This is a genomic window from Arthrobacter sp. ov118, assembly GCF_900116495.1.
Taxonomy (GTDB): domain Bacteria; phylum Actinomycetota; class Actinomycetes; order Actinomycetales; family Micrococcaceae; genus Arthrobacter.
The window spans coordinates 252,989-275,291 of the sequence record NZ_FPAY01000004.1 but is presented as its reverse complement, the minus strand read 5'-3'; the positions used below and the strand labels follow the sequence as shown (position 1 = coordinate 275,291).

Annotated in this window: 21 protein-coding genes; 8 read left to right on the top strand and 13 right to left on the bottom strand. The window is 67.3% G+C overall.

The annotated features are described in order from the left end of the window. Nucleotides 1–9 precede the first annotated feature (9 nt). From BM372_RS10965 to BM372_RS10955, 3 genes are all read left to right on the top strand, one after another. Nucleotides 10–1,581 (top strand): amino acid permease, encoded by a 1,572-nt coding sequence (locus BM372_RS10965; protein ID WP_177235963.1) that lies wholly within the window; start codon nt 10–12, stop codon nt 1,579–1,581. Nucleotides 1,582–1,756: 175 nt separating this feature from the next. Further along, nucleotides 1,757–3,073, top strand: a complete 1,317-nt coding sequence (locus tag BM372_RS10960) for an ATP-binding protein (protein WP_090955134.1) — start codon at nt 1,757–1,759, stop codon at nt 3,071–3,073. Nucleotides 3,074–3,097: 24 nt separating this feature from the next. Further along, nucleotides 3,098–3,766, top strand: a complete 669-nt coding sequence (locus tag BM372_RS10955) for a transmembrane-type terpene cyclase (protein ID WP_218160866.1) — start codon at nt 3,098–3,100, stop codon at nt 3,764–3,766. Here BM372_RS10955 and BM372_RS10950 read toward each other — a convergent pair. Both BM372_RS10950 and gluQRS read right to left on the bottom strand, forming a co-directional pair. After that, nucleotides 3,745–4,344, bottom strand: coding sequence for an HD domain-containing protein (locus tag BM372_RS10950; RefSeq protein ID WP_090955063.1), 600 nt, complete (start codon nt 4,342–4,344; stop codon nt 3,745–3,747). The two genes, BM372_RS10955 and BM372_RS10950, sit on opposite strands and share 22 nt — an antisense overlap. 9 nt (nt 4,345–4,353) lie before the next feature. After that, nucleotides 4,354–5,250, bottom strand: coding sequence for a tRNA glutamyl-Q(34) synthetase GluQRS (gene gluQRS / locus BM372_RS10945; RefSeq protein ID WP_090955061.1), 897 nt, complete (start codon nt 5,248–5,250; stop codon nt 4,354–4,356). A gap of 326 nt (nt 5,251–5,576) precedes the next feature. On the opposite strand from gluQRS, the gene BM372_RS10940 reads away from it, so the two are divergent. Continuing rightward, nucleotides 5,577–6,035, top strand: coding sequence for an Lrp/AsnC family transcriptional regulator (locus BM372_RS10940; protein WP_177235965.1), 459 nt, complete (start codon nt 5,577–5,579; stop codon nt 6,033–6,035). Between the two features lie 20 nt (nt 6,036–6,055). On the opposite strand, the gene BM372_RS10935 is transcribed toward BM372_RS10940, so the two are convergent. After that, nucleotides 6,056–6,511, bottom strand: a complete 456-nt coding sequence (locus tag BM372_RS10935; protein ID WP_090955059.1) for an Lrp/AsnC family transcriptional regulator — start codon at nt 6,509–6,511, stop codon at nt 6,056–6,058. A 116-nt stretch (nt 6,512–6,627) separates the two neighbouring features. On the opposite strand from BM372_RS10935, the gene BM372_RS10930 reads away from it, so the two are divergent. Then, on the top strand, nt 6,628–7,278 hold the full coding sequence (locus BM372_RS10930; RefSeq protein WP_090955057.1) for a LysE family translocator: 651 nt from the start codon (nt 6,628–6,630) through the stop codon (nt 7,276–7,278). 20 nt (nt 7,279–7,298) lie between these two features. On the opposite strand, the gene BM372_RS10925 is transcribed toward BM372_RS10930, so the two are convergent. The 6 genes from BM372_RS10925 to BM372_RS10900 all read right to left on the bottom strand — a co-directional run bounded on the left by BM372_RS10925 (nt 7,299) and on the right by BM372_RS10900 (nt 13,048). After that, entirely contained in the window at nt 7,299–7,655 is a 357-nt protein-coding gene (locus BM372_RS10925; RefSeq protein ID WP_090955055.1) for a nuclear transport factor 2 family protein, read from the bottom strand. An 81-nt stretch (nt 7,656–7,736) separates the two neighbouring features. Then, nucleotides 7,737–8,834, bottom strand: coding sequence for a hypothetical protein (locus tag BM372_RS10920; RefSeq protein WP_256214195.1), 1,098 nt, complete (start codon nt 8,832–8,834; stop codon nt 7,737–7,739). Nucleotides 8,835–8,866: 32 nt separating this feature from the next. Next, nucleotides 8,867–9,367, bottom strand: coding sequence for a DUF456 domain-containing protein (locus tag BM372_RS10915; protein ID WP_090955053.1), 501 nt, complete (start codon nt 9,365–9,367; stop codon nt 8,867–8,869). 163 nt (nt 9,368–9,530) lie between these two features. Then, complete coding sequence (locus BM372_RS10910; protein ID WP_371261727.1) at nt 9,531–10,742, bottom strand: NAD(P)-dependent malic enzyme; 1,212 nt, start codon at nt 10,740–10,742, stop codon at nt 9,531–9,533. Between the two features lie 290 nt (nt 10,743–11,032). After that, on the bottom strand, nt 11,033–11,602 hold the full coding sequence (locus BM372_RS10905; RefSeq protein ID WP_371261726.1) for a helix-turn-helix domain-containing protein: 570 nt from the start codon (nt 11,600–11,602) through the stop codon (nt 11,033–11,035). A gap of 180 nt (nt 11,603–11,782) precedes the next feature. Next, nucleotides 11,783–13,048 carry an MFS transporter gene (locus tag BM372_RS10900; protein ID WP_090955048.1) on the bottom strand — a complete coding sequence of 422 codons (1,266 nt, stop codon included), beginning with the start codon at nt 13,046–13,048 and terminating at the stop codon, nt 11,783–11,785. A gap of 148 nt (nt 13,049–13,196) precedes the next feature. On the opposite strand from BM372_RS10900, the gene rraA reads away from it, so the two are divergent. From rraA to BM372_RS10885, 3 genes are all read left to right on the top strand, one after another. Continuing rightward, nucleotides 13,197–13,673 carry a ribonuclease E activity regulator RraA gene (gene rraA / locus BM372_RS10895; RefSeq protein WP_256214194.1) on the top strand — a complete coding sequence of 159 codons (477 nt, stop codon included), beginning with the start codon at nt 13,197–13,199 and terminating at the stop codon, nt 13,671–13,673. A 102-nt stretch (nt 13,674–13,775) separates the two neighbouring features. Beyond that, nucleotides 13,776–15,434, top strand: coding sequence for an MDR family MFS transporter (locus tag BM372_RS10890; RefSeq protein ID WP_090955044.1), 1,659 nt, complete (start codon nt 13,776–13,778; stop codon nt 15,432–15,434). Nucleotides 15,435–15,708: 274 nt separating this feature from the next. Then, a complete protein-coding gene (locus BM372_RS10885) occupies nt 15,709–17,148 on the top strand; it encodes a sugar porter family MFS transporter (RefSeq protein WP_090955042.1) in 1,440 nt (479 codons plus the stop codon). 92 nt (nt 17,149–17,240) lie between these two features. On the opposite strand, the gene BM372_RS10880 is transcribed toward BM372_RS10885, so the two are convergent. The 4 genes from BM372_RS10880 to BM372_RS10865 all read right to left on the bottom strand — a co-directional run bounded on the left by BM372_RS10880 (nt 17,241) and on the right by BM372_RS10865 (nt 22,297). Next, entirely contained in the window at nt 17,241–18,467 is a 1,227-nt protein-coding gene (locus BM372_RS10880; RefSeq protein WP_090955040.1) for an MFS transporter, read from the bottom strand. 57 nt (nt 18,468–18,524) lie between these two features. Continuing rightward, entirely contained in the window at nt 18,525–18,995 is a 471-nt protein-coding gene (locus tag BM372_RS10875; RefSeq protein ID WP_177235962.1) for a MarR family winged helix-turn-helix transcriptional regulator, read from the bottom strand. Between the two features lie 192 nt (nt 18,996–19,187). Continuing rightward, nucleotides 19,188–20,336, bottom strand: coding sequence for a mannitol-1-phosphate 5-dehydrogenase (locus BM372_RS10870; protein ID WP_090955038.1), 1,149 nt, complete (start codon nt 20,334–20,336; stop codon nt 19,188–19,190). Continuing rightward, a complete protein-coding gene (locus tag BM372_RS10865) occupies nt 20,336–22,297 on the bottom strand; it encodes a PTS mannitol transporter subunit IICBA (RefSeq protein WP_090955036.1) in 1,962 nt (653 codons plus the stop codon). The genes BM372_RS10870 and BM372_RS10865 overlap by 1 nt, the downstream gene beginning before the upstream one ends. Nucleotides 22,298–22,303 lie beyond the last annotated feature (6 nt).

Sequence of the window (22,303 nt, the reverse complement as noted above, 5' to 3'; positions counted from 1 at the left end):
AGGATTACCATGACTCATCCCGAAGTGGCCCAACACCAAGCCCAACAGCAGGCCGTCACCGACCACACCGTGCCAGCGCACGCGCATGCCACCGAGGCCGCACTCCACGCCGAGGACCAGGGCTACCACAAGGGCCTCAAACCCCGGCAAGTCCAGATGATCGCGATCGGCGGCGCCATCGGCACCGGCCTGTTCATGGGCGCCGGCGGCCGGCTCGCCGCCGCCGGACCGGCCCTGATCATCAGCTACGCCCTCTGCGGCTTCTTCGCCTTCATGATCCTGCGGGCGCTCGGCGAACTCGTGATGCACAGGCCGTCGTCGGGCTCCTTCGTCTCCTACGCCCGCGAATTCTTCGGCGAGAAGGCCGCATTCGTCACTGGCTGGCTCTACTGGCTGAACTGGGCCATGACGGCGATCGTGGACATCACCGCCGTCGCGCTGTACATGAACTTCTTCAAGAAGTACTGGGCACCCATCGCGGATGTGCCCCAGTGGGCCTGGGCGCTGGCTGCCCTGATCCTGGTGCTGGGCCTGAACCTCATCAGCGTCAAGGTGTTCGGCGAGCTCGAATTCTGGTTCGCGCTGATCAAGGTGGTGGCGCTGGCGTCGTTCCTGATCGTGGGCGTCTACTTCGTCATTTTCGGCACGCCCGTGGCCGGCCACGAGGTCGGCTTCAGCCTGATCGCGGACAACGGTGGCATGTTCCCCAACGGCCTGCTGCCGGCGATCGTGGTGATGCAGGGCGTCGTGTTCGCGTATGCCTCCATCGAGCTGATCGGCACCGCCGCGGGCGAGACCGAAAACCCCGAGAAGATCATGCCACGAGCCATCAACACGGTGATCGTGCGCATCGCGGTGTTCTACGTCGGATCGCTCGTGCTGCTCTCCCTGCTCCTGCCCTACAGCTCCTACAAGGCCGGCGAAAGCCCGTTCGTCACGTTCTTCGGCTCCATCGGGGTGGACGGCGTGGACGCCATCATGAACCTCGTGGTCCTCACCGCGGCCCTGTCCTCGCTCAACGCCGGCCTGTACTCCACCGGCCGGATCATGCGTTCGATGTCCGTGTCAGGATCTGCACCGAAATTCGCCGCCCGGATGAACAAGTCCGGCGTCCCCTACGGCGGCATCGCCCTGACCGCCGGTGTGGCTGTCCTGGGCGTAATCCTGAACGCGGTGGTCCCGGCCGAGGCCTTCGAGATCGTCCTGAACGTCGCCTCGCTGGGCATCATCAGCACCTGGGCGATGATCGTCCTGTGCCAGATGCAGCTCGCTAGGCTTGCGGCCCGCGGCGAACTGCTCCGGCCCTCCTTCCGGATGCCCGGCGCACCCGTCACGGGCTGGATCACCCTGGCCTTCCTCCTCGCCGTACTGGTCCTCATGGCGTTCGACTCGCCGGTAGGAACGTGGACCATCGCGTCGCTCGTCATCATCATTCCGATCCTGATGCTCGGCTGGCGCCTCTGCCGGCACCGCATCCTGGAAATCGCCGCCGTCCGCGACGGCTTCACCGGCCCCTATCCGCTGGTGGCCAACCGGCCCGCAGGGAGGAACACAGCGAGCGCGGACGGCGATTCGGAGTAACACCCGCCCCTCCGCCGCCGCGTAACGGAACAGCACGTCACCGAACAGTCCGTAACGGAACTGTGCGTAACGGAAGGCCGCGCAGCGTCCCTGCCCGGATGGTTCGCATATGCTCAGCAGAGGCGCCTACACTGGCGCCGACCGGCTCAGCGACGAACCATCCGGGAGAGACTTCATGACCAATTGGCGGATCAGGGACTTCCACTCGGCCGATCTCGACGGCATCCTGCACCTCTGGGAGTCCCTCAAGGAATCCAGCGTGGAGCCCGTCTACGCGCTCTCCGAGGTCCTTGCCTCGTGCGAGAAGGATCATGCCGTCGTCGCGGTGCAGGGCGAGCAGGTGGTGGGCGCCGCCGTCGGACGTGCCGCGCACGACCAGGGCTGGATCGTCTTCCTGGCCACGTTGCCCGAGTTTCGGGGCCGCGGCATCGGCACGTCGCTGCTGGCCGCCGTCGAGAACCGGATGGCCCCGCACGGGCTGAACAAACTCTCCGCGCTGATGCCCGAATCCGAAACCCGGGTGGAGGCGTTCCTGGGCCGCGGCTTCGTGCTGAAGAAAAACCTGCGCTACTTCGAACGGAAAATCCCCGTGCAGCGCCAGGAACTGGAACCGCTCAGCCTGCTCGGCGGCCGCATCCTGGCCCGCGACCTGTGGGAGAACGTGGCCGGCATGCGCCGCGAAAAGGAACTGCTGGAACGCCGGCTGGTCCTGCCGCTCGCCGAGGCCGACCTCGCCGACGAATACGGCGTGGTGCCACCGCGCGCCGTCGTCCTCTTCGGCCCGCCCGGCACCGGCAAGACGACGTTTGCCAAGGCGATCGCGTCCCGGCTGGAGTGGCCGTTCGTGGAGGTCTTCCCCTCCCGGCTGGCCGCCGACCCGCAGGGCCTGGCCGGCGCGCTGCGGGAAACGTTCCTGGAGATCGCCGAACTCGAGCACGCCGTGGTCTTCATCGACGAGGTCGAGGAAATCGCCGCCCAGCGCTCGGGCGAACCGCCGTCTCCGCTGCAGGGCGTCACCAACGAGCTCCTCAAGATCATCCCCGCCTTCCGTGAACAGCCCGGCCGGCTCCTGGTTTGCGCCACCAACTTCATCCGCGCCCTGGACTCCGCGTTCCTGCGGCACGGCCGGTTCGACTACGTCATCCCGATCGGCCTGCCGGACCGGCAGGCCCGCGAGGCCATGTGGCAGCGGTTCATCCCCGCCGCTGTGGTGGACGACGTCGACGTCGAACTCCTGGTGGACCGCACCGAGGGCTTCTCCCCCGCGGACATCGAGTTTGCGGCCCGCAGCGCCTCCCAACGGGCGCTGGAAAAGGCCGTATACGACGACGGCGGCGCGGCGTCCGGGGGCGACGCCACCTCCCGCGCGGCAGTCCGCAAGGGCCCCTCCACACAGGACTACGTCGACGCCATCCGCGACACCCGGACGACGGTCAGCGACGAGGTGCACCAGGACTTCCTTGAGGACATCGACGCCCTCGGCCGGGTGTAGGCGAGCCAGTCTGGCCGAAGCAACGTGATCCTTTTTCTGACGGTCGTCAGCGGCGTGGCTTGGACCGCAGTGTACATCGATGCCATCCGGATCGGCTTCCGCGACCGCAGCTACGCCATTCCGGCGGCGGCGCTGGGGCTGAACTTCGCCTGGGAGGTCCTTTACGCTTCCCGCGCCGTCGCCACCGGGATCTCGGTCCAAGGGATCTTCAACATCGTGTGGGGGCTGGCCGACGTCGCCATCGTCTTCACGTTCCTGAGGTTTGGCCGGGCGGAGCTGCCGAGCTGGGTGACGCGCAGGCTCTTCATCGGCTGGGCGCTTCTGCTCGGCCTGACCTCTTTCGTGGTGCAGTGGCTCTTGGTGGTGGAATTCGGCTGGACGCAGGCTCCCCGGTACTCGGCATTCCTGCAGAACCTGCTGATGTCCGGGCTGTTCATCGCCATGTTCGCGGCGCGTGCCGGGCTCCGCGGACAGTCGCTGCTGATCGGCGTGGCCAAATGGATCGGCACTCTGGCCCCCACCATCGCGTTCGGCTGGCTGGGGAACTCGCCGCTGATCCTGGGGCTCGGCGGCCTCTGCAGCATCTTCGATCTGGCCTACCTTGCGCTGCTGTGGCGGGGCCGGGCCTTGTCCCCGCCCCAGGCCCGGCCCGCGCAGGGAGTCCCGACTGGTTACGCCTCCGGGGCGTTGTAGGAGAGGTTCCCGTGGTCGGCGTGCCCGGCCCCGGCGGTCATGGCGTCGAGTTCCTCGAGCAGCCACGGATTGATCCGCGCCAGGATTTTGCGGGTCTCCTCCACGGGAACCGCGGCGTAAAGCACCGGACGGGCCTCGTTGTAACGGGTAACAGGCGGCTTGTCCGGCCACTTCTCCGCCAGCGCCTGGACGCGCTCGGGCAGCGAGTTGTGCGCGTTGTCGGCGATCTTGACCAAAGTGGCGTCGTGGTCTTCCGCGATGTAGCGGATGCCTGCCTGGTAGTCGTCAGGGTTTTCGTGGAAGCGTTTCGTGACGCGCTCAATAATGTCGGCCGCCCGCTCCGACACTCCCATGTCCAGCAGCGCCTGCCGCGTCATCGGGGTGTCCTCGGCGATGTCGTGCAGGTACCCGGCGATCCGGATGTCGTCGTCGAAGTCCGCCAAGGCGTCCCCGACGGCGAGCACATGCTCCCGGTACGGCCGCTTGAGCTTGTCTTTCTGGCGGTTGTGCGCCACCTCCGCCAGGACCTTGGCTGTCTCGACGGTGAAGCGGTGCGGGGCGTCTGCGGACTCGGTCATGAATCCAGCCTACGCGCCGCGGCTGCCCCCGCCTGGCCACACCCATGGCACGCGCGGCAGCGCCGCAGGGTCAAAGTGGGCCAGAGCATTCTCCAACCGGCCGGCCGGAAGCCCGAGGGAAGCCAGGAGCGCGTCCCGCACGTCGTCATTTCCGATGCCTGCCAACGCCAGATCCGCGAGCGTGACCGCGCCATCCCGCTTGGCCAGCCGGACGCCGTCGGCGTTGACCACGAGCGGCACGTGGGCATATTCCGGAAGCGGCATATTCAGGAGCCTGGCGAGATAGGCCTGCCGCGGCGTTGAGGGCAGCAGGTCATCACCGCGGACCACCTGGTCAATCCCCTGCGCGGCGTCGTCCACCACCACGGCCAGGTTGTACGCGGTAACGCCGTCGTTGCGCCGGAGCACGAAATCGTCCACCACCCCCGCGTAGCTCCCATGCAGCAGATCCTGCACCGTGCCCTCCACCACGGCGGCCCGGAGGCGGATGGCCGCCGGCCGGACGGCCCGCTTAAGCTCGCGTTCGGCCTCGGAGAGGTTCCGGCACGTCCCCGGGTAGGCACCCTGCGGGGCGTGCGGCGCGGACGGTGCCTCCTGAATCTCGCGGCGGGTGCAAAAACACTCATACGTCAGGCCTGCCGCCGTCAGTCGAGCAATCGCCCCGGCGTACAAGTGCTCCCGGTCCGTCTGGCGCACGACGCCGCCGTCCCAGGTCACGCCGATCGCCGCAAGATCGCGGAGCTGCACCGCCTCGGCGCCGGCCCGGGCCCGGTCCAGATCCTCCACCCGCATCAGGAACGTCCGGCCGGTGGAGCGGGCAAAAAGCCACGCGAGGATTGCTGTCCGAAGATTGCCCACGTGCAGTTCGCCGGACGGACTGGGGGCGAAGCGGCCGGCTGGGGTCATGACACCAGCCTATGCCGAACAGCACAAGAGCCCCTCAGCTACCGATGACTTCGGTAATCCGACGTCGGTAGCTCAGGGGCTCTTGCCGTGTGGGTGCGGAATGACGATGCGTGAACAAGAGTCAACCGGCGGCGGGTTCCTTGCGGGAGCCTCGTCCGGGGTCCGGGTGGTGTGCCGGGGTGCCCGTAGCCTGCGGGGCTGCGGCGGTGGCCGCGCCCTTTGTTGCCACCATTTGAGCAGAAGCCCTACAGTTGGTGCAACAGACCGGCGTCGAAGTGGACAATCTGACCAACCAGAGCCGGAACAACGAGCAGGAAGTGGTCATTTTGCAGGAACTGGACGAGACCGACCGGAGGATCCTCGCCGGACTGGACGAGGACCCCCGCGTCCCGATCATGGTGCTGGCGCAGAAGCTCGGCCTGGCCCGCGGCACCGTGCAGTCCCGCCTGGAACGGATGTCGGCCTCGGGCGCGCTGCGACCTAACAGCAGCCGCGTCCTGCCGTCGGCGTTGGGCCGCGGCGTGGGGGCCGTGGTGAGCGCCGAACTGGACCAGAGCCACCTCAACGAGGCGATTGCGGCCCTGCGCACCATCCCGGAAGTGCTCGAATGCCACGCCCCGGCCGGCGACACCGATCTCCTGATCCGGGTGGTGGCCAAAAGCCCGGACGACCTCTACCGCGTATCCGAGGAAATCCGGCTCTGCCCCGGCATCGTCCGGACCTCAACGAGCATGTTCCTGCGCGAAGTCATCCCGTACCGGACCACGGGACTGCTGGAGGCCTGAGCCCCGCCGGCGGACCCCACCTATACCGGCGGCCCGGCGTTGGCCTTCAGGTTCTTCATGACCAGCGTGGACGTCAGGCGTTCGACGCCGGGCAGGGAGGTCAGCTCGCTGTCGTAGAAGCGCTGGTAGGACGGAAGGTCCTCCGCAATGACCTTGAGCAGATAGTCCGGCGACCCAAAGAGCCTCTGCGCCTCCACGATGTTGGCATTGTCCGCGACCCGCCGCTCGAAGACCTCCATCGTGGAGCGGTCCACCTGGCGCAGGGTCACGAACACGATCGCTTCGAACCCCAGCCCGACGGCGGCCGGGTCAATGTCGGCGCGGTAACCGCGGATGACCCCGCTGGCCTCCAAATCCCGCAGCCGCCGATGGCATGGCGCCACGGTCAGTCCGACTTTCCCGGCCAGGGCCGTGGCGGTCATTCGCCCGTCCGTTTTGAGGTGGCGCAGAATACTTCTGTCGATGCCGTCAATCACGCAATAATCTTACCCAAACACGGGCCGGACCTAGTAAATACGCGAACACTTCCGGGCGCGAATTATCTAGAGTTTTCCCTGTACCTACACGAGGTGCCGCACTTCTGGAGCCCGCCATGAACCCCCAGCTTTTCCTCGCCTTCCTGGTTGTCGCCGTCGCGCTGGCCTGCACCCCCGGCGTCGACTGGGCGTATTCAATCGCTGCCGGGCTGAGGCAGCGCAGCTTCGCCCCCGCCGTCGCCGGTTTGTGCGGCGGCTACGCCCTCCACACGGCACTTCTCGTGCTGGGCCTGGCGGCGTTGTTGGCCGGGATGCCCGGCGTGCTCGGCTGGCTGACGGCTGCGGGCGCCCTCTACCTGCTGTGGCTGGGCTTCAGCACCCTGCGGTCCTGGCGCGGCGCGAGCTTCGGCGATGGCACGGCAGCCGCGCCAGCGAGCCAATTCCGGATCTTTTTTCAGGGCATGGGCATCAGCGGAATCAATCCCAAGGGTTTGCTGTTCTTCGTGGCGCTGGTGCCGCAGTTCGTCAGCCCTGACGCCGCATTGCCGGTTCCGGTCCAGTCCGGACTGCTCGGGCTCACGTTCGTAGTGCTCGTGGCAGTCATCTACAGCTGCGTGGCACTGCTGGCCAGGAAACTGCTGCAGGCCCGGCCGGGTCTGGCCCGTCGGGTGACGTTGGCCAGCGGGATCATCATGGTGGTCCTGGGCGCCCTGCTGCTCGCCGAACAGATCGTGCCCGCCGTCAGCGCAGCCATGAAGCACGCCTGAGAGGGAAAAGCAGAAGCAGGCTACTTGCGCTGCATGTACCACTCGGTGAAGGACGACGCGCGGCCGTCCGCGGTCAGCTGGATGACCCACAGGTTGTCATAACTGCGGCTGTTGCCGCGGTACGTGGTGAGGCCCTGCACGAACGCCCGGCCCCCGTCGACGCCGAGAAGCTTCCACTCAAACGTCCAGTCATCCGGCTCATCGCGCCCGGCGATCCAGTGCTCCACAATGGCGTCCCGGCCCTCCCAGGGTTCGGGTTCCTGGGGGCTCGTGGCATAGACGGCGTCCTCGGTAAACAGCGCCCGGATGTCCTCGGGATCGTTCGTCGTCCACGCCGTGATGTAGTGCTGCATCCAGCGCTCCACCGCATCTCTCATGCCTTGTTTGTACCTCCCGTTACGGAGCCCCGCAAGGGTAGTTGCTACGCGTATTTGACCCCCGAACGGTGCCGGAGCCGGTCAGTTGTCCTCCGTGCCCCCGTATTCGCAGTCCCAGAGTTCGTGCATTTCCGCGTCCTTGCGGATGGCCTTCACCACGTCCACCTGTGCCGATTTCCGGCGCTGCCAGTCCCGGCCGCCGAGGCTTTTGCGGCCAGCGTCCAGGAGGAGCAGGGCCCGGTCCGTCAGCGCGTCGCTGCGCAGGGCGATGCTCGTCTTCCGGCGCCGCAGTACCTCCTGCAGGTCCGAGCGGGCCGCGCTGTAGGCCCCAATCCTGCGCAGGGACCGGGCCCGCACCAGCAAAAGCGCCGCTGCCAGATCGTCGGCATTCAGCAGCCCCTCCGTGTCAGCCACCACCTCCACGTCGTGCCCCAGTTCGGCAGCGAGGGAGCACCGGGCCAGTGCCAGCGGCAGCGAGGGCGGCAGGCCGGCCAGCGCCGCGAGCGCCGCTTCGGCCTGCCCGGTCTCGCGCAGGGAGTGGGAGAGCGCAAGGAAGACCGCTTCCTCGCTGAAGAGCACGGGAACCTCGATCCGCTCCGCCACCTCCACCCTGGTGACCACGCCGGCGAGGTACACGGCCGCGTAGCGGTTGGCGTCGGCGTCGTTCCGGAGACTGAGGCCGTGCTGCAGGAGCTCGGCGGCGCGCAGGTGGCCGCCGTGGGAGTACTCCAGCAGTCCGGCCATGAGATAGCAGACGCCTGCCCAGCCGGGATAGGTGCGGGCCAGCGTGATGAGCCGGTCCGGATCGGTGCTGCCGAAGACGGCGGAGTGCACGGCCTTCGTTATCCTGCCCGGCATCCGTCCGCCGCCCCGGCCAAGCCGCGGCACCCCGCCCTCGGCGGCCAGCGTTCCGGGGATCCGGCCGGCGACAAGCCCGTTCACGACGCCGCCGACGTCGACGGCCAGGCCGCGGACGGGCGTGCGGACTACGGCTTTGCGGAAGGGCGTCAGGTCACGGGTGTCGGTATACGGCCTGCGCTGCCGCGAAGACCCGCCGAATTGGCCGCTGCCGATGTGCCCGGCGGGTAACTGGCCGGCAGTTAATGGGCCGGCAGTTAATGGGCCAGGAAGGTGCTCAGTTGCGATATAGGAGGCGGAGTCTCCAGGTCCGACGCTCATGCCCTAATGGTAGTTCGGCCGGCAGCGCGCTGCTAGGCGGCCGAGGCAACCCAGAGGCCGATCACCCAGGTGCTGGCGGCGAGGCATGCGAGGCCGAACTCCACGATCATGCCCAGGCCCGTGGCCTTCAGAGCCGCCCAGCTCGAGGCCACCGCGGTACTGACCACCCGCGTGCGCTGCAGCTCGCTGAGCAGGAGCCCTGCCGCGAAGCCCACGAACAGGCCCACGACTGGGATGATGAACACGCCCACCACGCCGAAGACGATTCCCACCATCACGGAACGGCTCGGGATGCTGTGCTGCTTGAGTTTCCGTCCGGTCAGAACCGCGCTGGCCGCCATCCCGGCCAGGACGAATACCAGGCCGACCCCAAAGACAACCCAGCCCGTGGTTCCGGCGCCGCCCCACAGGGCCCAGGCGAGCAGGCTCAACCCAATCAGGATGCTGCCGGGCAGCACGGGGATGACCGTTCCGGCCACGCCGACCAGGATGGCTAGGCCGCAGAGCGCGGTGACGACAGTCTCGGGGTTCATGGCCCCAGTCTAGGCCGCGCCCGCCATCCGACCGGCACCGGGCTAACCTGCTGGCACCAAGCCGCCCCACCGGGGCCGTCAGCGCCGCGGAACGGGAACGGCGGCGCCCCCAAAGGAAGCGCCGCCGTCGTCGTCCGGCCTGTTGGCCGCCAACTGTGCTGAACTACTCGGCTCCGACCGCCGCCGCAACCGCTGCGGAGACTGCAGGGGCCACGCGGGGGTCAAGCGGGCTGGGCACGATGTAGTCGGCCGACAGATCGTCCTCCGCCAGCTCGGCGATGGCCTGAGCCGCGGCGAGCTTCATGGCCGGCGTGATTCGGCGGGCGCCGGCGTCGAGGGCTCCCCGGAAAATGCCGGGGAAGGCCAGGACGTTGTTGATCTGGTTCGGGAAGTCGCTGCGCCCGGTGGCCACCACGGCCGCGTACTTGCTCGCGACGTCCGGGAGGACTTCCGGGTCCGGGTTGGACAGGGCGAAGACGATCGAGCTGTGGTTCATGAGTTTGAGGTGTTCCTCGTCCAACCGGGAGGAGGAGACCCCCACGAACACGTCTGCGCCGAGCAACGCCTCGCCCGGGCCGCCGGTTACGCCCCGCGGGTTGCTGCGGGCGGCGAGTTCGGCTTTCTTGCTGGCCGGGTCGGCGGCGATGTCCGCGCGGTCCTTGCTGATCGCGCCCCGGGAGTCCAGGAGGACGACGTCGCTGATCCCTGCCGTCAGCAGGATTTCGGCGACGGCGATGCCGGCGGCCCCGGCGCCGGAGACCACTACGCGCAGGCTGTCGAGCGTCCGGCCGGTGACCTTGGCGGCATTGGTGAGGGCTGCGAGGACCACGACGGCGGTGCCGTGCTGGTCATCGTGCATGACCGGGCAGTCCAGCGCCTCGATGAGCTTTTCCTCGAGCTCGAAGCAGCGGGGCGCGGCGACGTCCTCAAGGTTGACGGCACCGAAGCTCGGGCGCAGCCGCACGAGCGTCTCGACGATTTCGTCAACGTCGGTGGTGTTGAGGACCAGCGGAATGGAGTCGAGCTCCCCGAAGGCCTTGAAGAGCGCGGACTTGCCCTCCATCACGGGCAGCGAGGCGCTGGCGCCGATGTTGCCCAGGCCCAGGACGGCCGTGCCGTCACTGACAACGACCACGAGGCGCTGGGCCCAGGTGAGCGTCTTGGCGAGCTCCGGGTCGGCGTGGATGGCCCGGCTCACCTGGGCGACGCCGGGCGTGTAGGCAATGGAGAGGTCGCGCTTGCTGGCGAGCGGGACGGTGCTGGAAATCGAAAGCTTGCCGCCCTGGTGGGATGCAAAGATTTCCTCGTCGCCGAGCGCGGCAACGGTCTCTGCCGCGGAAGCGGAATCGGCGGGAATGATCGTTTCAGTGGACACGTCGTTGTCTCCTGGGAATCACCGTGGGCGCACGGCTCGGGGAAGCCCGGACACAGGGGTGCCCGAGTTGGTCTGGCGGGGGCGTCGGTGGCAACCAGAGGTGGCGGTCGCCGGCGGAACCCCCGGAGTTGCTGGCGTCTGCCGTCTCCGGTCCAGTAATGCTAATCAAAGAATTCTGCCGTCTGCGCCAATTGAGAGCCGTCCCTAACGGCCCCGAAGGGTTTTCCCCACGAATCGTGGGCTAGATCACGCCTGCGGGGGCCAATTTTCAGGGAGCTGGTCTAGACCAGTTACGCAGCCTGCCGCGCGCGTTGCAGGAGCGAGCAGGCTTTCTTCAGGTCTTCTTCCGCTTCGAAGAGGGACAGTCGGCGGCAGCGGACGGCCTGGACCAGTCCGGTGACTGTGAGCAACAGGACCCGGGCGATGGCGGCATCGCCGCACGCGGCCGTCACGGCCTTCTCGGCTGTGGCGTCGATGTCCCGCAGCAGCCGCGTGGTGTCATTGTCCTTGACGTACACCGCGCGGTTGAGGCACTGCTCCACGGCAGGCTGCATGAGGCGCATATGGAAGATCTCCATCGTTACGCCCACCAAGTCTGGGGCCGCAACTTTCCCCGCTGCTTTTCCGGCCGTGGGCGAACTCCCCGCGAGCAGATCGTTCAATTGTTTGCGATATAGGGCCAGCACCAATTGGGTGGCCGAAGGAAAGTAGCGGTACAGAGTCCCCAGCGGAACATCCGCCTTGGCCGCCACCTCAGAAAGGACCACGGAGTCCAGGCCCTTGCGCGCAAACCCGGCGGCAACGTCCAGGATCCGCAAGTAGCGGAGCCGTTGCCGGGGCAGAGTGGGCGGAGGGGCCATCGGTGGAAGTTCTGAGTGAAAGTCAGGCATCAGCACCGTTCCGGGTGTCGTTTTTCTCGGCAGCCGGGAGGTATTCCCCACAGCGCTGCCGCGGCAATTGCCGTCCACTATACGCCACCGAACCGGGCGCACGGCTGGCCGGCAGGGGCTTCAGGACCTGCCGGGACGGGCGCGCCGACCTCAGTCCACGCCCTTGATCTTCACCACGAACACGGCGCCGAGAAGACCGATCACTGCTGCCGCCACGTACAAGCCGACATACCCGCCCCAGTGGGCCACGAAGGGAAACGCGATGAGCGGGGCGAGCACTTGCGGCAGCGAGTTGGCGATGTTGATGACGCCGAGGTCCTTGCCCCGGTTCAGCGCCGTCGGAAGCACTTCCGTGATGAGGGCGAAGTCCACCGCCAGATAGCAGCCGAAGCCGATGCCCAGCACCGACGCGCCAAGCAGCGCACCGGCCCAGGTCGGGGCGAACGCGAGGATCAGGGCGGCCGCGGCGATCACGGCGGACGAGAGGATGACCAGCGGTTTCCGCCGGCCCATGCGGTCGCTCAGTCGCCCGCCGATCACGCTGGTGATGATCACCATGACCGCGTACAGCCCGGTCAGGACCAAGACGCCAGCCGCGGGCTCGATCCCCTCGGTTTCACGGATCCGAACGGCGTCGTCGAGGAAGAACAGCAGGTAGAGGGTGACCATGTGGTTGCCGATGTTCACCAGCAGGCGCGTCAGCCAGGCCCACGCAAAATCCGGGTGGCGGACCGGGGAAATCCAGAAGCCACGCAAAAAGGCGGCCAGGCTGAACGGCGGCCTGGCCTGCGCCGGCAGCGGGACGTCGTCGTTCTTGAAGAAATAGAGCACGACGCCGGCGAGCAGTGCCGCCGCGCAGACGACATATCCCGCCGCGAAGTTTCCGGTGACGGCGGCGGCGATTACTGCTCCTGCCAGGATCCCGACCGTCTGCCCCATCGCGGCCAGGCCGCCCACCGTGCCGCGCTGCGGGACGGGCACCCGGTCCGGGATCGCGGCCGTGATGGCCGCATAGGCGCCGTTGCAGCCGGCCTGCACGAGGCACCAGAGCAACATCATGACGACGACATTTGGCGCACCTGCCAGTCCGATCAGCGCGGCGGCGCCCAGGACCGCACCGAAGATCACCCACGGCACCCGGCGGCCCCGGCGGGAGGTGGTGCGGTCGCTGACCGCGCCAAAGAGCGGGTTGGCGACGAGCGAGACGACTGCGCCCGCACCCGTCACCAGGGCGAGGATGGCTTCCTTGCCCGGCTCGCTGAACGCTGCCGCCTGCTGGCCAAGGAGTACCTGAAGCGGGCCGAAGAACGCCGCGTTGATGCCGACGTTGACCAGCACGACGCCGGCGGTCCAGACGGGCCGCACGCGGCGTTCGGGTTCCGCGAGCGCCGGCGCGGTGGTATCGGACATGCTCATGGCTCCCCCTGGAACTGATGACCGGCCATATGTAGGCATATGTGTCACTGCGGAGCCAGACTATCGCGGGGAGGGCTTTCTGGCGGGAAATGTGCGATTCTCGGGGATGAAACCCGCTATCATCCGCTTTGAGCAACCAGGAGAATCCGTGAACGCTTCCGCCGTCAATACCGCCGACCTCTACGACGAGCGCGGCGCGGAACTCGACTCCGTGTCCCTGCAGTTCCAGTCCCTGGGCGGCCGCACGCATTTCAGCGGGCCGGTCCGGACCATCCGGTGCTTCGAGGACAACGCCCTGGTCAAGTCCGTGCTGGCCACTCCCGGCAATGGCTCCGTTCTCGTGGTGGACGGAGCGGGCTCGCTCCGCACGGCCCTGATGGGGGACCTCATCGCGGCGAGCGCCGTGGCGAACGGCTGGGCCGGCGTCGTAATCAACGGCGCCATCCGGGACCGGGTGGCGATCTCCGAGCTGCCGCTTGGAGTGAAGGCGCTGGGCAGCAACCCGCGCAAGAGTGCCAAGGCCGGCGCCGGGGAAATCGACGTGCCGCTGGAGCTTGACGGCGTGGCCATCCGCCCCGGCGCCCTGATCTGGTGCGACCCGGACGGAATCCTGCTCGAGCGCTGAGGTCTTTCTTCTCCCGGTGGTAGCAGCGGGAACATTTGTGCCCGTAACATAGTTACTGAAAGCAACTATCCGCTTAATCCCCACACTTCCCTTGGAGCAGTCATGTCCAAAACCACCCCCGTGCGCGCCGCGGGAGAGGTCCTGACCCACCGTCAGACCGTCACCGTCATGGTTGGACTCATGCTCGGCATGTTCCTGTCGTCGCTGGACCAGACGATTGTGTCCACCTCGATCTACACGATCGCGAACGACCTCGACGGCCTGTCGCTGCAGGCCTGGGCCACCACCGCCTACCTCATCACGTCCACGGTGAGCACCCCGCTCTACGGCAAGCTCAGCGATATCTTCGGACGCCGCCCGCTGTACCTCATTGCCATCCTGATCTTCCTGGCCGGCTCGCTGTACGCCGGCTCAGTCCACTCGATGACCGAACTCGCCATTGCCCGGGGCATCCAGGGCATGGGCGCCGGCGGCCTCCTGGCCCTCGCCCTGACCATCATCGGCGACATCGTGGCGCTCAAGGACCGCGCCAAGTACCAGGGCTACTTCATGTCGGTCTTCGGCATCTCCTCGGTCCTGGGCCCGGTGATCGGCGGTGCCTTCGCAGGCACCGAAACCATTCTGGGGATCGACGGGTGGCGCTGGGTGTTCCTCATCAACATCCCGATCGGCCTCGCTGCCCTCACGGTGGTATTCATGTACCTCCACCTCCCCGCCAAGCACGTCAAGCAGAAGATCGACTACTGGGGTGCCGCCGCCATCACCTTGGCGATCGTCCCGCTCCTCCTCGTCGCCGAACAGGGCCGCAGCTGGGGCTGGAGCTCGGCCAACTCCTACCTCTGCTACGGACTGGGTGTTGCAGGCATCATCGCGTTCCTGCTGGCCGAAAAACGTGCCGGCGACTACGCGCTGATTCCGCTGCGGCTGTTCCAGAACACCACTTTCGGCCTGTCGTCGCTGCTGAACTTCATCATCGGCATCGGCATGTTCGGCGCCATCGCGATGCTTCCCATGTACCTGCAGCTGGTCAAGGGGCTGACCCCCACCGAGGCCGGCCTCATGATGATCACCTTCACGGTGGGCATCCTGACCGGTTCCATCACGGCCGGCCGGACCATCTCCTCCTCCGGCACCTACCGGATCTTCCCGATCCTGGGCACCGCGGTCCTGACCGCTGCCGCCGTAGTGATGGGCCTTTCCCTCGGCGTTGACACGCCGCTGTGGGTCCCGGGCGCCATCGCCGTGTTGTTCGGCCTTGGCCTGGGCTTCTGCATGCAGCCGCTGACGCTGGCCATGCAGGTCTCCGTTCCGTCGAAGGACATGGGCGTGGGAACATCCTCCGCCGCGTTCTTCCGCTCCATGGGCGGCGCGGTCGGGACGGCCGTGTTCATCTCCATGCTCTTCAGCCTCGCCGCGGACAAGATCGCCACCGGCATGAAGGACGCCGCGCAGAACGCGGACTATCTCAAGGTGCTCAAGGATCCGGCAGTGGCCGCCGACCCGGCCAACGCCAAGCTCTACGAGTTCTTCAAAAACGGCGCCAGCAACGACTCGCTGAATGACACCAGCTGGCTGCACACCGCCAACTCGACGCTGACCCGTCCCATCACCGAGGGCTTCGCGCAGTCGATCGACGCCGTCATGCTCACCGCCGCAGTGCTCACCGGCATCGCCTTCCTGATCACGTTCGCCCTGCCGAACAAGAAACTCACGGACCCGAAGACGGCCGCCAGGGAGGGTGCCGCGGCCGCCGCCCACTAGGTTCCGACGGCTTGATCACGTCACGGCAGGCAGTCTTTTGGACTGCCTGCCGTTGTCGTCTGCCGCAATGCCGGGCGCCGGGAAGAGGTCCGACGTCGAAAGCCTGCTCTGCGTGACACCTTCAGCTCCCGGCCAAGCAGGCACGGCCGACGACAGGCGCCAAGTGTATGTTTCGTCTCATTTTCCGGCGGTTGTGACAGGCGGCACTCCGGTCGGATGCAAGACTGGGTAGCTGCGGCGCAGGCCGTGGACCGCGAGTTGCCGAGGGAGCGCCATGACCATCACCCAGGACCAGACCACCGCCAAGATCCCCAAACGGGTCATTTGGCTGGCCGTTGCGGGCGCCGTCGGAGGCTTCCTCTTCGGCTTTGACTCGTCAGTGGTCAACGGCGCCGTCGACGCCATCAAAGAGGAGTTCGCGCTCAGCGAGGCCGTGACGGGCTTCGCCGTAGCCGTCGCCCTCCTGGGCTGCGCGCTGGGAGCCTACCTCGCAGGCAAGGTAGCCGACCGCTACGGCCGGATCCCGGCCATGAAGCTGGGCGCCGTGCTGTTCCTGGCCAGCGCCATCGGCACCGGCTTCTGCTTCGGCGTCTGGGACCTGATCTTCTGGCGGCTCATCGGAGGCCTGGGCATCGGCCTGGCCTCGGTCATCGCGCCCGCCTACATCTCGGAGATCTCCCCCCGCCACGTCCGCGGACGCCTGGCCTCGCTCCAGCAGCTCGCCATCACCACAGGCATCTTTGCCGCCCTGCTCTCGGATGCCGTCTTCGCCAACGCCGCCGGCGGCGCAGACCAGAGCCTGTGGCTCGGCATCGAGGCCTGGCGCTGGATGTTCCTGGCCGGAGCCGTCCCCGCCGTCGTCTACGGCTGGATCGCGTTCACCCTGCCGGAATCCCCGCGCTTCCTGGTCTTCAAGGGCAAGGACGACGACGCCCTGAAAGTCTTCAAGTCGATCGCCCCGGACGAGGACTCCGACCGCCACCTGCGCGAGATCAAGGCGGCCATCGAGGAGGACAGGCTCGCGGGCCAGAAGGGGTCCTTGCGCGGCAACGCCCTGGGCCTGAAGCCGGTGGTCTGGATCGGCATCATTCTCTCAGTGCTGCAGCAGTTTGTCGGCATCAACGTGATCTTCTACTACTCCACCACCCTGTGGAAGGCCGTGGGCTTCCAGGAAAAGGATTCGCTCACGATCTCCGTGGCCACCTCCGTCACGAACATCCTGGTGACGCTGGTGGCGATCGCACTCGTGGACCGGATCGGACGCCGCCCCATCCTGCTCACGGGTTCCATCGGCATGGCCCTCTCTCTGGGCACCATGGCCCTGGCCTTCGGCTCGGCCACCGGCTCCGGTGACGCCATCACACTGCCCGGCGCCTGGGGGCCCGCGGCGCTGGTCGCGGCCAACGTCTTCGTCATCAGCTTTGGCGCCTCCTGGGGCCCGCTGGTGTGGGTGCTGCTGGGCGAGATCTTCCCGTCCCGGATCCGGGCCCGGGCCCTGGGCCTGGCCGCGGCCGCTCAGTGGGTGGCCAACTTCGCCATCACCCTGAGCTTCCCTGTCATGGCCGCGGCCTCGCTGCCCCTGACGTACGCCATGTACGCGCTGTTTGCGGCGGCGTCGTTCTTCTTCGTGATGTTCAAGGTGCCCGAGACCAACGGCATGTCCCTTGAGCAGGCCGAGACGCTGTTCGTGCCCAAGGGTTCGGCCAAGGCCTGAGCCCGTCCCATCACCTGCACCGGCGACATGCAGGGGGATGACAGAAACGCCCATGTTCCGCGGAACATGGGCGTTTCTTTTTGACCCGGCTGCTAGACCACGTGCGGTTCGTGCGCCGCGAGGTAGCGGCGTCCGCCGAAGACCATGGCCATCGAGATCACCATGGCCAGTGCCCCGGCGTAGAACGGCACCTGCGGGCCGAAGTGCTCGCCCAGCTGCGCGGCGGCAAAGGGCGCAAGGGCGCCGCCCATCCAGCGCACAAAGTTATACCCCGCCGACGCCACCGGCCGCGGCGAGTCAGAAACGCCCATGGCCAGTTCCGTGTAGAGGGTGTTGTTGATGCCCAGGAGGGCTCCGGAAATAACGACGAGGGCGACGACGGCGGGCACCGAGCGTCCGGCGGCCAGGCCCAGTCCCACGAGGTCCAGCATCAGCAGGGCCAGGGTGCCGCTGAGGACCCTGACGGCACCGAAGCGGTTCTGCAGCACGGGGGCAACAAACACCGAGAAGACGGCGACGGCGACGCCCCAGCCGAAGAACACCCCGCCGATCCCGTAGGCGTCCATGCCCAGGATGAAGGGCGTGAAGGCGAGGACGGTGAAGAAGCCGTAGTTGTAGAACAGGCCGCTCGCCGCCGTCGTCCGCAGCCCCTTGTGGCCCAGCGCCAGCAGCGGATCCCGGAGCCGGACCTTCCGCTCGGGCAGCGGGGTCTTGGGCAGCAGGGCAATGAGCGCGATGAACGCGGAGGCCATCAGCACGGCGGTGCCGAAGAAGGGCGCGCGCCACTGCCAGCCGCCGAGCACTGCACCCAGGAGCGGCCCAAGGGAAATGCCCAGGCCCAGGGCGGCCTCGTACAGGATGATCGCGGTGCCGGCGCCGCCGCTTGCGACGCCGACAATCACGGCCAGCGCCGTGGCCACGAACAGGGCGTTGCCCAGCCCCCAGCCGGCCCGGAAGCCGATCAACTCAGCCACGCTGCCCGAGGTGCCGGACAGCGAGGCGAACACGACGATGACGGCCAGCCCGATCAGCAGCGTCCGTTTCCCTCCGATCCGGGACGAGATATAGCCGGTGATCAGCATCGCGACGGCGGTGACCAGGAAGTAGCTCGTAAAGAGCAGCGACACTTGGCTGGGCGTGGCGTCCAGGTTCTTGGCGATCGCGGGCAGGATGGGGTCCACCAGGCCGATGCCCATGAAGGCGAACACCGCGGCGAGAGCCGTGGCCCACACCGCCTTGGGCTGTTTGAGCAGTGAGGCTTTCTCGGCCTCGAGGGTAACTTCGGCGGCCGGCAGGGTGTCGGCGGACTGGCCGTGCATGGGGAGCACTCCTAAATGACGGGGATTTTTTAGAGGATGGGGATTTTTGGTTGAGGCTTAGGCCTGGAGCGTCGCGTTGATCTTGCCGATCACCGGCAGCGCGGCAGCGAGGGCGGCGCGGTCCTCGTCCGACAGGGACGAGAGGATGCCGGCCATGACGGCGTTGCGGCGTTCGTTGGCGGATTCGACGGCGGTGCGGCCCGCCCCGGTCAGGGTCACCCGGACGGCGCGGGAGTCGCTGGGGTCCGGTTCCCGGCGGGCGAGGCCGGCGCGCTCGAGCTTGATGATCTGTTCGGTGGCGCTGGGAACTTTAACGCCAAGGTTCCGGGCTATTTCCCCCACCCGCACGCCGCCGCCGTCGGAAGCGGGTCCGGCATCCATGAGCATCTTCAGGGTGCTGAGCTGGGCGGCGCTAAGTTCGCCGTCGGCATCCAGGCGGCGGACCAGGTAGATGCTGTGGCGGAGGGCCTCGCGGAAGTCCTGGGCGAGAACGAGGAGACGAGGATCGGCCGGCTCAATCGCATTCATAGTTAGGTAGCCTAACAGTTAGGTCGCCTAACGGTCAAGGACCATGCGTTGCCCTATCATTTATGGCGGCTAAACCCGGGGCAAAGGCGCCATAAGTGATAGCGCAACGGGGGGTGGGGGCGGGAACACGCCGACGCCGCAGCCCAGGTGAGCTGCGGCGTCGGCGTTTAGTGCTCGGCGTTTCGGCTAGGGCTAGACCACTGCCTTGGCTTCCTCGATAAGGGAGGAGACGGCGGCGAACAGCGGGTGGTCGGCGGGCAGGCCCGTGATCTTCTCCGTGGCCTCGTCCGGCGTGGATGCGGACAGGATTTTCGCGAGCTCCACGGCCTCGGCGTCGGCCGGGTCGTTGAAGCGCAAGGCCGCGGCGATTGCCCCCAGCAGCGCTTCCGGGACGATGCCGCGTTCGGCCAGCTCGGCGGCGGGGCCGATGAAGCGTTCGTTCCGGCTGAGTTTGCGCAGCGGGGCACGGCCCACCCGGTTGACGGTATCCGGCAGGTGCGGGTTGGCGAAGCGGCCCAGAATTTTCTGCACGTAGGCCTCCTGTTCCACCCTGTTGAAGCCGTGCTTGGCCACCAGGAGCTCCTTGGTCTCGTCCAGGACAGCGCGCACGTCGGCCGCGACGTCCTGATCGGCCATCGCCTCGGCGATCTTGCCGAGGCCGGCCTCGAAACCGAAGTAGGCTGCCGCCGCGTGTCCCGTGTTCACCGTGAACAGCTTGCGCTCGATGTACGGTGCGAGGTCGTCCACGAAGGTCGCTCCCGGGATCGCCGGCTCCTTCCCGGCGAACGGAGTGCGGTCGATCACCCACTCATGGAACGTCTCCACCGTGACATCCAGACCCTGCCCGGCCTCCTGGTTGGGCACGATCCGGTCCACCGCCGTGTTGGCGAACACGGCGGCAGCGTCCAGGGAGCCGGCGGCCGGATCCCACTGGGCAGCGACTTCGGCCTTCAGGATGTCGGTCGCGTTGATAGCGTTCTCGCACGCCATCACCTGCAGCGGTTCCAGCCCGGCGGCGCGGGCCGCGATCCCCCGGGCGACCAGCGGCGCCACGAACTTCAGGATGTGCGGCCCCACGGCGGTGGTGACGATGTCCGCCGTCGCAATCTCCGCGACGACGGCGGCTTCCTGGGTGCCGGAGTTCAGCGCCCGGAAGTTCTCGACCGTGAGGACGGCAGGGTTGTCCCCCACCTCGTGGACCTGGTAGCGGTCTGCGGCGGCCAGTTGGCTGATGAGGGCGTCCGCGACGTCCGCGAACACCACCTCATACCCCGCCCCGTGCAGCAGCAGGCCCACGAACCCGCGCCCGATGTTCCCGGCTCCGAAATGAACAGCCTTCACTAGGAATTGACCTTTCCGAACAGGGCCAGCACTTCGTCGACCGTCGTGGCCGCCTCCAGCTGCGCCACCTGGGCCTTGTTGGTGAAGACCTTGGCGATCGAGGCCAGGATCTGCAGGTGCTCGTTGTTGACGCCGGCCACGCCGACCACGAACTTCACTTCTTTGCCGTTCCAGTCGATGCCGTTCGGGTAGCGGATCACCGAGACCGCGGACTTCATGATGTGGTCCTTCGCGGCATTGGTGCCGTGCGGGATGGCAAGGTAGCTGCCCATGTAGGTGGAGACGGATTCCTCGCGCTCGTGCATGGCGTCCACGTAGCCGGAGTCGACGGCGCCGCGGGCCAGCAGGAGCTGCCCGGCCTCGTCGATCGCGGCGTCGCGGGTGGTCGCCGTGCCCGTGAGGACAACGCTGTCGGCCACGAGGATGTCCGCGGGGCCAGCCGCGGCTTCCGCGGGAGTCTCGGCGGCAGCAGGGGCAGCAGCAGTGGCACCGGCGGCGTCTTCCTCGTCCGTGTTGCTGGCCTTGACCAGCTCCACGATCTCGTCGTAGCGCGGGCTGTTCATGAAGTTGTCCACGGACACGTGCACGGCGCTGGCGGTGGCGGGTTTGGCCCGCTCGGTCAGGTCCTGGTGCGTGATCACGACGTCGTACGTGTCGCTGAGGTTCGCGATGGCCGAGTTGGTGACCTTGACCTCCGGGAACCCGGCGGCCTTGATCTTGTTGCGAAGCACGGAGGCGCCCATCGCACTAGAGCCCATGCCGGCGTCGCACGCAAAGACGATGTTCTTGATCGGAGTGGCGAGGACGGCGACGCCGCTGGCACCCACACCCTCACCGATCAGGGCGGCGGAAACCGAGCTCTTCTTGCCCTTCAGGGCCTCCATCCGGTGCGTGGCCTGGTCGAGGTCGTCTTCCGCGGGCGCCTTGCTGGCCTTCAGGATCACCGAGCCGATGAGGAAGGACACCGTGGTGGCGAACAGCACGGAGAGCGTCACGCCGACGTAGCTGTCGCGTGCTGTTGAGGCGTAGACCGCGATGATGCTGCCCGGGGCTGCGGGGGACCGGAGTCCGGCGCCGGTGACCACGAGCGTGAAGATGCCGGTCATGCCGCCACCGATTGCGGCGAAGATCATCATCGGCTTCATCAGGACGTACGGGAAGTAGATCTCATGGATGCCGCCGACGAACTGGATGACCGCCGCACCCGGCGCGGACGCCTTGGCCAGCCCCTTGCCGAAGAAGGAGTAGGCGAGCAGGATGCCGAAGCCGGGACCGGGGTTGGCTTCGAGCAGGAACAGGATGGACTTGCCTTGCTCGAGCGCCTGCTGCGTGCCCAGCGGGGTGAGGATGCCGTGGTTGACGGCGTTGTTCAGGAACAGGACCTTGGCGGGCTCGATGAAGATGCTGGTGAAGGGCAGCAGGCCGTTGAGGACGAGGAACTGGACCACGGCGCTGGCGCCGTCGCTGAAGGCCTTCACGATGGGGCCGACCACCAGCATGCCGACGACCGCCATGATGGCGGCCAGGATGCCGGCGGAGAAGTTGTCGATCAGCATTTCGAAGCCGGGCTTGACGCGGCCTTCCCAGATCTTGTCCGCCTTCATCATCAGCCACGCGGTGAGCGGGCCGAGGATCATGGCGCCGATGAACATGGGGATGTCCGTGCCGACGATCACGCCCATGGTGGCCACCGCACCCACGACGCCGCCGCGCACGCCGTAGACCATCCGGCCGCCGGTGTAGCCGATCAGGAGCGGGAGCAGGTATGTGATCATCGGACCGACCAGCTTGCCGAGCTCCTCGTTGGGGAAGAAGCCCGCCGGGATGAAGAGCGCCGTGATGAAGCCCCAGGCGATGAATGCGCCGATGTTGGGCATGATCATTCCGGACAGGAACGTCCCGAATTTCTGGACGTGTACCCGCACGCTGGTCTTTGGTTTCGCAACTGTCTCTGTTGCCATGTGAGT

What these genes read in the sequence shown, in the direction of transcription:
- BM372_RS10965 (WP_177235963.1), top strand. Translation starts at nt 10, where the DNA reads ATGACTCATCCCGAAGTGGCCCAACACCAAGCCCAACAGCAGGCCGTC.
- BM372_RS10960 (WP_090955134.1), top strand. Translation starts at nt 1,757, where the DNA reads ATGACCAATTGGCGGATCAGGGACTTCCACTCGGCCGATCTCGACGGC.
- BM372_RS10950 (WP_090955063.1), bottom strand. Translation starts at nt 4,344, where the DNA reads ATGACCGAGTCCGCAGACGCCCCGCACCGCTTCACCGTCGAGACAGCC.
- gluQRS (WP_090955061.1), bottom strand. Translation starts at nt 5,250, where the DNA reads ATGACCCCAGCCGGCCGCTTCGCCCCCAGTCCGTCCGGCGAACTGCAC.
- BM372_RS10930 (WP_090955057.1), top strand. Translation starts at nt 6,628, where the DNA reads ATGAACCCCCAGCTTTTCCTCGCCTTCCTGGTTGTCGCCGTCGCGCTG.
- BM372_RS10925 (WP_090955055.1), bottom strand. Translation starts at nt 7,655, where the DNA reads ATGAGAGATGCGGTGGAGCGCTGGATGCAGCACTACATCACGGCGTGG.
- BM372_RS10920 (WP_256214195.1), bottom strand. Translation starts at nt 8,834, where the DNA reads ATGAGCGTCGGACCTGGAGACTCCGCCTCCTATATCGCAACTGAGCAC.
- BM372_RS10915 (WP_090955053.1), bottom strand. Translation starts at nt 9,367, where the DNA reads ATGAACCCCGAGACTGTCGTCACCGCGCTCTGCGGCCTAGCCATCCTG.
- BM372_RS10905 (WP_371261726.1), bottom strand. Translation starts at nt 11,602, where the DNA reads ATGGCCCCTCCGCCCACTCTGCCCCGGCAACGGCTCCGCTACTTGCGG.
- BM372_RS10900 (WP_090955048.1), bottom strand. Translation starts at nt 13,048, where the DNA reads ATGAGCATGTCCGATACCACCGCGCCGGCGCTCGCGGAACCCGAACGC.
- BM372_RS10890 (WP_090955044.1), top strand. Translation starts at nt 13,776, where the DNA reads ATGTCCAAAACCACCCCCGTGCGCGCCGCGGGAGAGGTCCTGACCCAC.
- BM372_RS10885 (WP_090955042.1), top strand. Translation starts at nt 15,709, where the DNA reads ATGACCATCACCCAGGACCAGACCACCGCCAAGATCCCCAAACGGGTC.
- BM372_RS10880 (WP_090955040.1), bottom strand. Translation starts at nt 18,467, where the DNA reads ATGCACGGCCAGTCCGCCGACACCCTGCCGGCCGCCGAAGTTACCCTC.
- BM372_RS10875 (WP_177235962.1), bottom strand. Translation starts at nt 18,995, where the DNA reads ATGAATGCGATTGAGCCGGCCGATCCTCGTCTCCTCGTTCTCGCCCAG.
- BM372_RS10865 (WP_090955036.1), bottom strand. Translation starts at nt 22,297, where the DNA reads ATGGCAACAGAGACAGTTGCGAAACCAAAGACCAGCGTGCGGGTACAC.